Annotated in this window: 14 protein-coding genes, 1 tRNA gene and 1 rRNA gene; 14 read left to right on the forward strand and 2 right to left on the reverse strand. The window is 36.3% G+C overall.

The genetic code is table 11. The annotated features are described in order from the left end of the window. Window positions 1–25 precede the first annotated feature (25 nt). From rrf to BUB48_RS19015, 4 genes are all read left to right on the forward strand, one after another. Window positions 26–142 (forward strand): 5S ribosomal RNA (gene rrf, locus BUB48_RS02150). Between the two features lie 8 nt (window positions 143–150). Next, window positions 151–226, forward strand: a tRNA-Asn gene (locus tag BUB48_RS02155). A 380-nt stretch (window positions 227–606) separates the two neighbouring features. Next, entirely contained in the window at window positions 607–1,749 is a 1,143-nt protein-coding gene (locus BUB48_RS02160; protein ID WP_073024057.1) for a hypothetical protein, read from the forward strand. 177 nt (window positions 1,750–1,926) lie between these two features. Then, window positions 1,927–1,992 carry a WG repeat-containing protein gene (locus tag BUB48_RS19015; RefSeq protein ID WP_408631036.1) on the forward strand — a complete coding sequence of 22 codons (66 nt, stop codon included), beginning with the start codon at window positions 1,927–1,929 and terminating at the stop codon, window positions 1,990–1,992. Between the two features lie 428 nt (window positions 1,993–2,420). Here the strand turns inward: BUB48_RS19015 and ytvI are convergent, their stop codons facing one another. Next, window positions 2,421–3,503: a sporulation integral membrane protein YtvI gene (gene ytvI / locus BUB48_RS02170; RefSeq protein ID WP_073024059.1), complete on the reverse strand. Its 1,083-nt coding sequence runs from the start codon at window positions 3,501–3,503 to the stop codon at window positions 2,421–2,423. Window positions 3,504–3,862: 359 nt separating this feature from the next. On the opposite strand from ytvI, the gene BUB48_RS02175 reads away from it, so the two are divergent. From BUB48_RS02175 to BUB48_RS02210, 8 genes are all read left to right on the forward strand, one after another. Continuing rightward, on the forward strand, window positions 3,863–5,314 hold the full coding sequence (locus BUB48_RS02175; protein ID WP_073024061.1) for an aminotransferase class I/II-fold pyridoxal phosphate-dependent enzyme: 1,452 nt from the start codon (window positions 3,863–3,865) through the stop codon (window positions 5,312–5,314). A gap of 21 nt (window positions 5,315–5,335) precedes the next feature. Next, complete coding sequence (locus BUB48_RS02180; protein WP_073024491.1) at window positions 5,336–5,665, forward strand: cyclic-di-AMP receptor; 330 nt, start codon at window positions 5,336–5,338, stop codon at window positions 5,663–5,665. An 18-nt stretch (window positions 5,666–5,683) separates the two neighbouring features. After that, window positions 5,684–6,703, forward strand: a complete 1,020-nt coding sequence (locus tag BUB48_RS02185) for a DNA polymerase III subunit (RefSeq protein ID WP_139249880.1) — start codon at window positions 5,684–5,686, stop codon at window positions 6,701–6,703. After that, window positions 6,675–7,556 (forward strand): PSP1 domain-containing protein, encoded by an 882-nt coding sequence (locus BUB48_RS02190; RefSeq protein ID WP_073024065.1) that lies wholly within the window; start codon window positions 6,675–6,677, stop codon window positions 7,554–7,556. Before BUB48_RS02185 ends, BUB48_RS02190 begins: the two co-directional genes overlap by 29 nt. Window positions 7,557–7,651: 95 nt before the next feature. Continuing rightward, complete coding sequence (locus BUB48_RS02195) at window positions 7,652–7,822, forward strand: DUF362 domain-containing protein (protein WP_073024067.1); 171 nt, start codon at window positions 7,652–7,654, stop codon at window positions 7,820–7,822. 315 nt (window positions 7,823–8,137) lie between these two features. After that, window positions 8,138–8,878, forward strand: coding sequence for a tRNA1(Val) (adenine(37)-N6)-methyltransferase (locus BUB48_RS02200; RefSeq protein WP_073024070.1), 741 nt, complete (start codon window positions 8,138–8,140; stop codon window positions 8,876–8,878). Beyond that, the gene (rsmI, locus tag BUB48_RS02205) at window positions 8,878–9,720 is read left to right on the forward strand and encodes a 16S rRNA (cytidine(1402)-2'-O)-methyltransferase (protein ID WP_073024072.1); all 843 of its coding nucleotides are present in this window, start codon (window positions 8,878–8,880) and stop codon (window positions 9,718–9,720) included. The genes BUB48_RS02200 and rsmI overlap by 1 nt, the downstream gene beginning before the upstream one ends. 38 nt (window positions 9,721–9,758) lie before the next feature. After that, window positions 9,759–9,950 carry a DUF1858 domain-containing protein gene (locus BUB48_RS02210; RefSeq protein WP_073024074.1) on the forward strand — a complete coding sequence of 64 codons (192 nt, stop codon included), beginning with the start codon at window positions 9,759–9,761 and terminating at the stop codon, window positions 9,948–9,950. 178 nt (window positions 9,951–10,128) lie between these two features. On the opposite strand, the gene BUB48_RS02215 is transcribed toward BUB48_RS02210, so the two are convergent. Beyond that, entirely contained in the window at window positions 10,129–10,374 is a 246-nt protein-coding gene (locus tag BUB48_RS02215; protein ID WP_073024076.1) for an AbrB/MazE/SpoVT family DNA-binding domain-containing protein, read from the reverse strand. Between the two features lie 178 nt (window positions 10,375–10,552). On the opposite strand from BUB48_RS02215, the gene BUB48_RS02220 reads away from it, so the two are divergent. Both BUB48_RS02220 and BUB48_RS02225 read left to right on the forward strand, forming a co-directional pair. After that, a complete protein-coding gene (locus tag BUB48_RS02220; protein ID WP_073024078.1) occupies window positions 10,553–11,860 on the forward strand; it encodes a Na+/H+ antiporter NhaC family protein in 1,308 nt (435 codons plus the stop codon). Window positions 11,861–12,295: 435 nt separating this feature from the next. Continuing rightward, a complete protein-coding gene (locus BUB48_RS02225) occupies window positions 12,296–14,089 on the forward strand; it encodes an ABC transporter ATP-binding protein (RefSeq protein WP_073024091.1) in 1,794 nt (597 codons plus the stop codon). Window positions 14,090–14,108: the final 19 nt, after the last annotated feature.

Below are 14,108 nucleotides of genomic sequence, written 5' to 3' on the forward strand. Positions count from 1 at the left end.
AAAAAAATATATATATAGCGAATAATCCGGTGACAATGACGGAGAGGCCACACCTGTTCCCATACCGAACACAGAAGTTAAGCTCTCCAGTGCCGATGGTACTTGGACCGAAGGGTCCTGGGAGAGTAGGTCGTCGCCGGGTTCAAATACTCCTCAATAGCTCAGTCGGTAGAGCATGCGGCTGTTAACCGCAGGGTCGTTGGTTCGAGTCCAACTTGGGGAGCCATTTTTATTTTTTGACTAAATTAAGAGCAAACCTTAACATTGAAGAACCACGGCTTCACACGTGGTTTTTTATACGTTAGGAAAGTATAAATTTTTAATTTATACTTTCCGTTAAAAGCATTTCAACAAAGGCTTCATCGGTTATTAAAAGGCTTCCCAAGGAAGCTTTTCTTATAACCCATAGAAAAGTATAATTCTACCTTAATATTAACTTTCCATAATGGGTTTCAAGAAAGGCTATCTTGATTACTATAAACGTTTCCAAAGGAAGCCTTTTTTATTGCAATTTCTTATAATCATTGGACAAGCAGGAAAATATTATTTCAATGTAGAATTAATTTTAAGAATAACTTTATATCAATTTAATAAGGAGGGCATAATATGAAGCTGAAGCGTATCTTATTTACAGTTTTTTTAATGACAATGGCTTTAACAATGGTTGTCAATGCGGAAGATTTAAGTTTCAAGAAAGATTTTAACGGAGATGGGAAGCTTGATACATGTTTGATTGATGATAACAACATTATTAAAATCATTGATGATCAAGGCAACTTGCTTGCAAGTTTTGATGCAATCAGCAACAGGGAGAATACAGAACTTCGGCCTGTATATATAACAGGCAATAATGCACCGGAAATATGGTATTCAACTTGGGACGGACAGCCTATAAATTATTTATTAAAATATGAGAATGGAAAGCTTAGAAATCTTAGTTTGGAGTTAGAGAAGTCTATGCCAGTCATATCTGTCAATAACGCTCAGAAATCGCTTTATATAGATGCACCAGTTATAGGAAAGCAGTATATTATAACTCCAAGCAATGCTTCGGATTTTGAAAGAATAGTGAAAGGTGTCTATGGAGTAGGAGAAATAGGAGAATATAGGATTAAATATGAAACTTCAGAAACACCCAAATCAATCAAAATTATAGCCAGCGTGTCTTTTGGGGCTATAAGCGAAAATGAAGCTATAGAAATTTCATACAACTACAAATGGAATGATAAAGAATTTGTTTTATCAGGCATGAATGTAACATCACTTGATAAGAAGTATAAAGTAACTGAGAAAGACATACCAAAGAAGGATATTGTAAAAGTGTTGCCCATACATAAAGATGGGATTACAATTACCAGAGACAATCTTGATCAACTGATGTCCATGAAAATAGCAGATTTAAAAGACTTTATAAAATCAGAAAGTAATTATCGTACTTTTGTTGAATATGATATGATTTTCCCCAATTGCTATATATCAGCAAAACCGGGGGCAGAGTATTTTGATAGAATAAGATTTATCTTGAACGATAACTTCTCCATATTTGGATTTAAATATTCTGCTAAAGAAACTGAGGTTACTGGATTGCTTGGCAAACCTGCTTATAGGAAGTACATTCCAGATTATGAGGGTTATGCGGGAACTATTGAAGTTTATTATAACATTCAGGGATATGAAATTATGTTCCATTTTGTAGAAGGACACAAAGATAATGAGCTTACATATGTAAGAATTGCTAAGACAAAGTAAATATATAAGTGTCTAAGAAGAGTATCTTTAAAGAAGAATTGAGCAGGGAGTAGGTGAAATAGCCATCTACCTCCTGCTCAATTTTTATATGTGATGCCTTAGACTATGAAAGCATAGTTTTTAAAATCTATTATTCGATAATATTCGTCATGAAGAATAAATAATCATGATAGTTTTATAGATGAGAAGGGAAATGAAGTTATACCAGTAAAATATGATCGTGTATATCCCTTTGGAGATTGATTACCCATTGTAAAATTAAATGGGAAATTGGGATTTATAGATAAAGCTGGCAAAGAAGTTGTAGCGTTGAAATATGATAAAATAATTGAGAATATCTTTGAACACTAAAGGACACTAAAAAGTATTATTTTTTTAAAAGCAATTATAAGGCAATTGAAATATCAATGCTTAAAAATTGGATGGGCAGTGTAAACTGTATTATTAAGAATATACGATACAAAAAAGCACATGTACGTTCATACATATGCTTTTTTAGTGTGCTATATAATTTAATAATAATATAATTTAATAATATTCTTAATATCCTCTAGTGAGATCTTAGTGCTTTTTGCCGTTCTGAAAAAATCTCCTTCGTTCTTCAGGACTCAAAAGGAATACAAAAAACTCGTGTCAATAGTCATGACGGGAAAGGAATACCATATGCAGCGCTACTTAAACTTAGGCAATATCCCTACATTCTGGGTTGCTTTAATTGTAACAGCTATTGTGGGACCTAATATTACACCTATGGGACCCATAACTTTAGCACCTACATACATGGATATAAGGGATATGAGGGGGTGAATACCAAGTTGCTGTCCTACAACTTTTGGTTCAACCATATACCTTATAACTATTATTACTGCATACAACACCAAAAGAGAAATGCCTAATCTGTATTTTCCTATAATTATGGATACAATTGCCCATGGGACATATACGCTTCCAGTACCCAATACAGGCAATATATCTACTAGAGATACAAATATTGATATTATGAGTGCATACTTTACTCCGATGATATTAAGACCTATTAGGGATTCCATGAAAGTCATGGTGAGGAGTATTAGTTGGGCTTTTAAGAAACCTACTAAAGAGCTTAAAAGGTTTTTCTTTAAGCTTGAAAGTTTGCTTCTCCAGTTGGGAGTGAACTGTCTATAAATAAAATCTTCTATTTTATCCGAGTCTTTGGCAAAGAAGAAGGATGCCACTGAAGTTATAATAAACAATATCCCCAACTTAGGCAATGAATAAAGAGTATTAACAGCATATTTTGCAGTATTTGTAAGCAAGACCCCCATTTTATCCAATAGGCTTTTGGCTGTTTCTATGGCATAGGTAGTAACTTCCGGAGGAAGCTGTATATATATGTTTTGCGCTTGCCTGGATAAATCAGTAATATATTTATAAATTGCATCTGAATAAAGAGGCAATGTGGATGTAAGATAATTCAACTCCGATATGCCCTTGCTCAAACCTAATGTTAACAATGCAAATAGAGCGCCATATACAAGCAGCAATGAAATGGCTACAGAAATTCCTTTTCCTAATTTCATTGAAGTAAATATCTTGGAAATAGGTTTAATTAAAAAAGAAATCAAAAGAGCTATTATAAATGGAGATAAATATTGGAAAATTATTTTTAAGCCAAATACTGCCGCAAGGAAAATTAATGTGTAGACAATAAGTCTGAGAAGTGTTGCCAATGTTCTCAGTATATAGTGTGTGTATTCATCCACTTCTTTTTTCAAAAATTTCACCTCTACTTCAATATTTATCCATACATTAATGACCAAGTTATAAGTTTTATTCTAATACAAATTATATTCGAAAAAAGATAAATATTCAATTTATCTATTAAATATTCTTTATCCAAATGGAAGATATATGTATAATAGAGCTAAGAACTATGAGCTATGACATAAAGTTTTATGGGAATTTCAATAGGGTCTTGACTCGCGCTGCACAGCCTTTGGTATTCCTATAGGGTCCTGGCTCGTGACACGTGAGTTTTGCTAGTCCTTTTGGGTTAAACTCCCGAGACCTTAATTCTGAATCCTGAGCTCTTAGTACTATATTATCTGAGTCTAATATTAAGAGGAGCAAAAATATGATATACGATGATATACCTATATTAAAATCTATAAAAGAGTATGCGGATTCCGAAGCCTTGCCCTTTCATATGCCGGGACATAAGAGAGGCAAAATTTTTAATAAATTGGGATTGGAATATCTTTTAGAAAATTTAATAGAAATGGATACTACAGAAGTACCAGGGGTTGATAACCTTCACAGTCCCGAAGGTGCTGTTTTGGAGGCTCAGAGGCGTGCAGCTGAAGCTTTTGGAGCGGATTATACATTTTTCCTTATAAATGGGACTACATCTGGTATATATGCAATGATACTGGCTGTCACGAAGCCTGGGGACAAGATATTGATACCCAGGAATGCCCATAGATCTGTAGTAAGCGGAACTATCTTAGGTAAGCTTGTTCCTGAATATCTAATGCCAGAGATTGATCCTTATATGGGCATACCTATGGGAATCAAAGTTTCAACTGTTGCAGAAGCTTTGGATCATCATCCCGATGCTAAAGCAGTTTTTATAACCAGTCCCACATATTATGGTGCCTGCTCGGATATTGAAGCTATAGCCAAAATAGTACATGACAGAGGCAAATTGCTCTTAGTTGATGAGGCTCACGGTTCCCATTTTCCATTTCATCCGGAGCTTCCCATATCAGCAATTAAAGCAGGAGCAGATATGGCAGCGCAGAGCACTCACAAAACCCTTGCTTCCATGACAGGCAGTTCCATGCTGCATGTGAAAGATGGAAGAATAGATATAGACAGACTGAAATTTTTCTTGCAACTGGTTCAAACCACAAGCCCTTCACATGTGATGCTTGCTTCTTTGGATGTGGCCAGATATATTATGGAAAAGCATGGGCATATGATTCTTGAGGAGTGCATAAAATACAGCAATATGGTAAGAAATGAGATAAACGCTAAATCGCCCTTTTACTGTCTAGGAAAAGACAAGATAAACAGTTATGGAATACATGATATAGATTCTACCAGAATAACAATCTGCCTGAAAGGGGGAGGAATCAGCGGAGTCAAAGGAGAAGAAATATTAAGAAACAAGTATAATATTCAGGTAGAGATGAGCGATGCCAGAAATATAGTGGCTATAAGTTCTATAGCAGATGATGAAGAATCCTATATGAGGCTTTTGAGGGCTGTATTGGATATGGGAAGATGGCACAATGCTGAAGATGAACTTCTTCATGAAATAAGGTTACCATATTCAACTCCTGTTTGTTCAATACCTCCCTATGAAGCCTTATATCGCCAGGTAGAATATATAGATGTAGAAAAAAGCCCAGGACATATATCTGCTGAAATGGCAGTGCCTTATCCGCCGGGGATACCGGTTCTAATGCCTGGAGAATATATTGAGAAGGATATTGTTGATTATTTGAGGAAATGCATCGGTGAGGGTATAAAAATAAGCGGTGTTTCTGACCCGAAATTCAATAAAATTAAAGTAATAAAATAAAAGGAGGTATTATGTATGGCAATGAAATTAGTTTTAGCGGTTGTGCAGGATGACGATTCAGGAGAACTTATTGAGAGACTTGTCAAAAATAAATACAGTGCTACGAAATTAGCTTCCACAGGTGGATTCCTGAAAGAGGGAAACACCACATTGATGGTTGGTGTTGATGCTGAAAAAGTAAAGGATGTAATAGACATAATAAAAGAGGTTTGCCGTAGCAGGAAACAAACCTTTACTACACCAATACCACCTACAGGTTCAGCAAGTGTTTTCATACCATATCCCATTGATGTGATGGTAGGAGGAGCCACTATTTTTGTTCTGGATGTAGATCATTTTGAAAAAGTATAGGAGAGCTCAGTGATAGTTATGGACTTTCAGGATATCATAGGCCAGGAGGTTTTGATCCAAAGCCTTAGAAATGCAATAGAAGGGGACATGGTTGCTAATGCTTATATATTCAACGGTCCTGCCGGCTCAGGCAAAAAAACAGTCGCTGACATATTTGCCAGAGCCATTAATTGCAAGGACCCAAAATATAAGCCATGTAACCTCTGTTCCTCATGCAAAAAAACAATAGCGAAGGTAAATCCGGATATAATATATATTAGGCCTACAGGAAGCTCAATTAAGATTGAGCAAATCAGAAAACTGATATCGGATATTTCGGTGAAATCCTATGAAAACATCTATAGGGTGATAATTGTTGAAAACGCAGATAGTTTGACTTCCGAATCCCAAGATGCTTTTTTAAAAACCCTGGAAGAGCCTGAGGGCAACAATATATTCATTTTGCTTACCGAAAACTATAATACATTGCTGCCTACAATAATATCAAGATGCCAGGTATATAATTTTAATAGATTGAACAAAGAGGATATGAAAGCTGTTTTAACCAGATTGGGATTCACAGATCCGGTAGAAGTTGAGATTGCAATACAAAACTCCAATGGTATAATAGGAAGAGCAATAGAAATGCTCAAGAATAAAGAGTTAGAATCCCAAAGCAGGCTATATGAAGAATTTTTAGCCACAATTTTAAGAGGCAGCAGAGTGGAAATTTTAAACTGCAGCGATAATTTGCTTAATAGCAAAGATGATGGAGAAAAATTATTGGGTTTTCTACTTGGCTTTTTTAGAGATATTTTAGTTTTAAAGACTATGGATGAGGATTATGCGGAACATATAATCAGCAAAGCCATTGATTCTCATATAATGGATAGCTATGTTAACAGCTTTAAGGAAGAGGATATATTTAAAATAATTGATTCTATAAAACATATCATTACTTCTATGGATTTTAATGTGAATTACAAGAATTCTATAGATAGTATGCTTTTACAAATATTGGAGGTATTTAATGATAAAAGTAGTAGGAGTACGATTTAAAAAGGCAGGTAAGATATATTATTTTGACCCTGATGGGTTAGACATAAAAAAAGGAGATAATGTAATAGTGGAGACCATAAGAGGTATAGAGTTCGGCAATGCAGTAATTGGTATAAGAGAAGTAAGCGAGGAAGAAATAGTTGCCCCTCTTAAAAAGGTCTTAAGAATTGCCACACCGGAAGACTGCCTTAAATACGAAGAGAATAAGCGAAAAGAAGACGAGGCTTTTAAAATATGTCTGGAAAAGATAAAAAATCATGACCTGGGTATGAAACTTATCGATGTAGAGTATACTTTTGATAACAACAAAATTATATTCTACTTTACCGCAGATGGCAGAGTAGATTTTAGAGAGTTGGTAAAAGATCTGGCTGCAGTTTTTAAGACAAGGATAGAGCTAAGGCAGATAGGCGTAAGGGACGAGGCAAAAATGCTTTCTGGGTTGGGACCATGTGGCAGGGCATTGTGCTGTGCCACATTTTTGGGAGAGTTTGAGCCGGTTTCCATTAAGATGGCAAAGGAACAGAACTTGTCTCTGAATCCTACCAAAATATCAGGTATTTGCGGAAGGCTCATGTGTTGTCTGAAATATGAGCAGGAAGTATATGAGGAAGTGAGAAAGGTCTTGCCTAAAGTAGGAGCTTTGGTTGAAACTGCTGAAGGTACCGGAGAAGTAATTGAATCAAGTGTCTTATATGAAAGAGTCAAGGTAAAAATGGATTCTCCGGATAACAACATAAAAACCATAAAAGAATTTTCCATGTATGATGTTAAGGAAATTGTTCCAGGAAAAGATATAGAACCTGAGATTGAAGCAGAAGATTTAGAAGAATTGGAGAACCTGGAAGGATAATGATATTTTTATTATGATTTTAGTAATTTATAGGGTTTTCAATAGCAAATTTTAGTGGTAAAATGGATGAAGAGATTTTAAGGAGGTGTCCAGTAATGGCATATAAAATAACAGATGCTTGCATCAGTTGTGGAGCTTGCGAGGCAGAGTGCCCAGTTAGCTGCATAAGCGCAGGCGAAGACAAATACGTTATAAATCCTGATGAGTGCATTGAATGCGGAGCATGTGCAAATGTTTGCCCCGTTGATGCTCCAGTACAGGACTAATCGATAATAAAATAAAAAAAAGACCTTAGGGTCTTTTTTTTATAATGCTAGGAAAGTATAAATTTTAATTTATACTTTCCGCAAAAGCATTTCAAGAAAGGCTTCTTTAATTGTTGAATGATTTATGTGTAAGCCCTTTCTTATAATGATGTAGGGTAAAACTTAAATAGAACTAGAGGCTTCCCTGTTATTCATGCTTCCAATGGAAGCATTTCTTTTAATTTATATTTGCATGAGAAAATTACATTATCAAATTTCAATACGCTGGAGGTTAGTGGCTGGCGACTAGAGACTTGATATTAAGGAGGTTACGGCTTGGAAGATCTGGTGAGATCTGATGAAACATTAGATGATTTGCAGAATGGATACTATATAATACAAAAGAAAGATGGATTCCGGTTTGGTGTGGATGCGGTGCTTTTATCTGATTTTGCGGCCTTGAAGAGGACTGATAATGTTCTGGAAATGGGCACCGGGACAGGCATAATATCCATACTCCTCTATGCTAAGAAAAATCCGAAGTCCATAGTTGCTGTGGAAATTCAAGAAGATATGGCTGAAATGGCTAGCCGAAGTGTAGGATATAATAAGCTGGAAAATTATATAACCGTATTAAATATGGATTTGAAGGATGCACCAAAAAAGCTGGGAAAGGGAGTATTCAATGCGGTTGTTACCAATCCTCCGTATATGAAGTTAGGTTGTGGCATTGTGAATCCTTCAGAAAAACAAGCTATATCCAGATTTGAAGTCAATTGCAGCCTGGAGGATGTATTGGATTCGGCCTATGAGGTTTTGATGCCTGGAGGGAAGCTGTTTATGGTGCATAGAGCAGATAGGCTGGTGGATATCATATTTTACATGAGAATGAGAAAAATAGAACCTAAAAGGATACGATTTGTTCATTCAGCCATAGGTAAGAAGCCTCATTTGCTGTTAATAGAAGGTATGAAAGGCGGCAAACCTGAACTTAAATTCATGGAGCCTCTTTATATATATGACGATAAAGGAGAATACACACAAGAAATACATGATATTTATGGGAGGATTAAATGATGACTTCCTGTCTATATTTGGTGGCAACTCCTATAGGAAATCTGGAGGATATTACTCTGAGAGCTATAAGAATCCTTAAAGAAGTGGATATCATAGCGGCGGAGGATACCCGACAGACCGCAAAGTTGTTAAATCACTATGATATAAAGAAACCCATGATAAGTTACCATGAGCATAATAAAAAAGCTAAGGGTGAAGAAATAATCAGACTCATTATGGAGGGAAAGTCCATTGCTTTGGTTTCCGATGCGGGAATGCCCTGTGTGTCAGACCCTGGGGAAGACCTGGTGAGACTATGTATAGAAAGGGGAATCCAAGTAGTTCCTATTCCCGGACCTTCTGCATCTTTGACAGCATTGGCCATATCAGGATTATCCACTTCCCGCTTTGCTTTTGAGGGATTTTTGCCGGTTAAGGGCAAGGAGAGAAAAGAGAGGCTTAATAGATTATCCAAAGAAGAAAGAACCATCATATTATATGAAGCACCTCACAGGCTATTAACTACTCTAAAGGACCTGAAGGATCATATGGGAAATCCTTATATAAGCATCTCAAGAGAAATGACCAAGAAATTCGAAGAAACCCTCAGAACCGACTTGGAGGGAGCAATAAAGGAATTTTCTGACAGAAGCATAAAGGGTGAGTTTGTGCTGATAATTGAGGGCAAGGGCTTGGGAAATATGCGAGAAGAGGAAGAGGTCTTCTGGAAAGATATGAGCATAAAGGATCACATAATAATGCATATGGAAAAAGGCTTGTCGAAAAAAGAAGCCATATCCTTAGTGGCAAAGGAAAGAGGTATCAGTAAAAAGGAAGTTTATAACATTGGCATTGATATTTGATGATATATAAAATATAATTTAAATGAGGAGGGATTACTATGGCATTTACTAAAGACATGACAGTCGGTGAAATACTAAGAGCCAATCCTAAAACTGCAGAAGTATTCATGTCCTATGGCATGCATTGTTTAGGTTGCCCCGGTGCAACAGGAGAGTCTGTTGAACAGGCTGCAATGGTACATGGTTTTGATGCAGACAAGCTTATTGATGATTTGAATAAGCTGGAATAAAGGAACATATATTTTAAAAGGTTAGGGTCTACCCTAACCTTTTAAAATATATTGAAAATTAAAGAATTAATTGTGCATAGAATATAAAAATCTATGTACTTAACATCAATTAATCTTTTCAGAAATAAAGGAAAAGAGCTTGTCATTGCTTAGTATTCTATTGAAGCTTATTAAGAAATTACTTTGAATTTCTTAATTCTTCCATACAAGCAGGGCAGATGTTTTTACCTTTATAAACCTGAACATCCTTTGCATTTGCACAGAAAATGCAAGCAGGTTCATATTTCTTTAAAATTATATGTTCTCCATCTACATATATTTCTAAGGAATCCTTTTCTTCTATATTAAGTGTTGTTCTCAATTCCTTTGGTATTACAATTCTGCCTAATTCGTCAACTTTCCTGACAATACCAGTAGATTTCACAATATCCCTCCTTCCCTAATTATACAAATTTCGACATTCGTCTCAATTTAAATGTTAACAGATATGCCAATTAAAGTCAATAGGTTAAATTAATTTTTATGCAATTTTTCACTTATATGTATTGCAGTTTTATTGTAGTATAATTATATACAGTATTAATTAACTTGAGGTGTTATGGATGTTATTATTTGCTTTTGCAGTCGCAAATATTATGACATTGGCTTATTTGGTTAGGAAAGGCTATGAGTTGAAGAAACTTTTAATGGTAGCCTGGAGAGGTATTTGGGAATGCAAGGAATTATTTGCCATTATATTGCTTATGGGAGCCACTATATCTGTTTGGCTGTCCTCAGGTATTGTTCCCAGCCTTATTTTTTATGGCTTTGGATATATGAAGGGGATTAATTTTGTCCTGGCAGCATTCCTTTCAACGGCAGTTATATCCTATGTAATGGGAACCGCTTGTGGAACACTGAGTACCATAGGTATTGCAATTTTGGGTATTGGAAAAGGTCTTATGATTCCTGTTCCTGTGTTATTAGGGGCCATAGTTTCCGGTTCTTTTATTGCAGATAAGATAGCGCCTATATCTTCTCTGACCAATCTTACCATACAAATGACCGGTACCAGTTATAAGAAATATGTCGAAACATCCTTGAAAACATTGATACCTGCCATTATTATATCTGCAGCCATATATTATATTTTAGGCAATTCCTATGGCGGTGAAGCAGATTTCTACACAATTCAACAATATCAGAATTTTATAAAGCAAGGTTTTGAGGTTTCACCTTTTTTATTGCTCTTTCCTGTTTTTGTAGTGGTTTTAGCTTTTAGTGGCATAAAGATAGTTTACAATATGAGTTTGAGCGTTTTTGCTGCTTCTATTATAACCATGGTTTTGCAAAAGCTAAATTTCTGGATAGTGCTGAAATCTATCCTTTGGGGTTACAAAGCCAACACCGGAATGACCCAGTTGGATTCTCTCATATCAGGAGGTGGAGCCATTCCTATGATAGAAGTGGTGCTCATAGTGATGGGTGGAGTTTCTTTAAGCAGTCTATTTGAAGAGGCTGATATGATGAAGCCAATAACGAATATGTTTTATAAAAAAGATGACAAGGTACCTGCTTTAATAGCAAAAACAGGAGCATTGAGCACTTTATTGAATGTTGTTACTTGTGACCAGACAGTTGGCATATTAGTGCCGGCCAAGTTTTCAGCTTCAAGATTTGATGAAAAGGGATTAGACAGAAGCATTCTAGCCAGAACCATATCTGATACAGGCACCATAGTGGCACCTCTTATGTTTTGGAATGTAAATGCTTTGATCATATATGGAATAACAGGTATATCTGCCATCAGTTATGCTCCTTACGGAGTATTGTGCTATGTTTGTCCGTTGGTCACTATTATTGGCAGTTTATTCTTGAGCAAGAAGGCTGGAAAAGTATCATCTGAAGAAGGAAAGAGCATAGCTATATAGACATGTGGCATATTATTACAGTTTCATTACAATGTAATGTTACTATTGCCTAATTTTCATATCAGGAATATAATTGATTATGGATAGTATTAAGGAAGGAGGTCGTGATAATGATAAGAATAGTCTTTAGATTTAGAGATATTATAGTCGATAGATTAGTATTTTTTGCACGACCTTTAGCCTTAAGCGGTATTGGGATTTAGAACCTGAATTGTACGCATGTCAATGGGCCATAGGTTTGTGCATACCTGTGGCTTTTTATATTATTGGAACATTACTTTTTTAAAGCCACAGTTATCCAAAACTGTGGCTTTTTTGTACCAATTTCAAAGCCAAGTTTGAGAGGTGGTCAGGATGTATTGCATCCATGGAAAGGAACCGTAGAGTTCCTCAGGAAAATTTGACTAAGACTACTATTGAAAGTGGGGAGATAGCTTGAAGAATTTTAGATTATTGTGGGACTTCATGAAGGGTAATAGATTGTTATATTTGGCATCTATAATAAGCATAGGAATTGCCACCATATTTTCTTTCTTATCACCTTTAGTTATCAGATATACCATTGATACCGTGATTGGAGGCAACGCGGCAAACGTACCTTTATGGGTCATCAATATTATCGACAGCATAGGAGGTGCGGAAACATTAAGACAAAAAATCTGGTTGTGCAGTATTGCTGTAGTATTATTATCATTGATAAACGGAATATTTACTTATTTTAAAGGAAAATGGTCCGCAGTGGCATCTGAATCCATAGCCCAGAATATGAAGGATATGCTCTATGATAAGTTGCAGAATGTGACATATGACTATTATGTTAAGGCTGAAACCGGAGATCTTATACAGAGATGCACTTCTGATGTTGATACGGTAAGGAGATTTCTGTCCATGCAGCTGGTGGAAGTGGGAAGAGCAATATTTATGCTGATAATGGCCATTTCCATAATGTTCTCTTTAGATGTGAGGATGACAGTGGTCTCCATGGCACTCATACCTGGTATTTTCCTCTTTTCCACCCTTTATTATATGAAGGTAAAGGATTCATTTTTGGAATGTGATGAGTCGGAAGGAAAGCTCACCACTGTACTCCAGGAAAACCTTACGGGGGTACGTGTAGTGAGAGCCTTTGCTAGACAGCAGTATGAAAGGGAAAAATTTGATGAGATAAATAGGGACTTTAGAGGAAAAGTAACCCATTTGATTTCTCTACTGGCATGGTACTGGTCTTTTTCTGATTTCCTATCTATGCTTCAGACGGGCATTGTTGTGGTGTTGGGAGTATACTGGACTGTATCCGGTCATATGACCCTAGGAACTCTTGTGGTATTTACAACCTATGAGGGCATGCTTCTATGGCCTGTTAGACAAATGGGCAGAATCTTGACGGATATGGGCAAAACCTCTGTTGCGTTAGGAAGGATAAAGGAAATATTGGATGAGCAGTTGGATGAAGATGAAGAAGAAGGACTTAAACCTGATATACAAGGAAATATTGAATTCAGCCATGTGAATTTTAAATATGAAAACGGCAAGGAAGTTCTTCACGATATAACCTTTAAAGTTAAGAAAGGTCAGACTGTTGCCATATTGGGGCCTACAGGCTCGGGAAAATCAACTTTGATGCATTTGCTGCACAGACTATATGATTATGAAAGCGGTTCCATAAAGATAGACGGTGTGGAACTTAGGAATATTGATAAGAAATGGCTCAGAGAAAAGATCGGAATAGTGCTTCAGGAACCATTTCTATACTCAAAGACCATTAAGGAAAACCTCAAAATGGCTAAAGAAGGAGTAGATGAGGATAGGATTTATCAATCTGCCAGGATAGCTCATATTCATGACGTCATAACAAGTTTCGAAAAAGGATATGACACCTTGGTAGGAGAGAGAGGAGTAACATTGTCAGGAGGACAGAAGCAGAGGGTAGCCATAGCTAGAGCTCTCATTAAGGATTGTCCTATACTCATATTTGATGATTCCTTAAGTGCCGTTGATACTGAAACAGACGCAGCCATCAGAAAGGCTCTGAAGGAAAGGAAAAAGGATGTAACCACCTTTATCATATCTCATAGAATCAATACCCTTTCTGAGGCGGATTTGATATTGGTAATGGAAGAAGGCAGAATCACAGAAATGGGTAAGCATGAAACCCTGGTGAACAAACCCGGACTATACAGAAGGATATGGGAGATACAGAACACCAAAGAGGATATTCTGACAGCTTGAATGTAATAAACGGGAGGTG

The sequence above is a fragment of the Lutispora thermophila DSM 19022 genome, from assembly GCF_900142105.1.
Classification (GTDB): domain Bacteria; phylum Bacillota; class Clostridia; order Lutisporales; family Lutisporaceae; genus Lutispora; species Lutispora thermophila.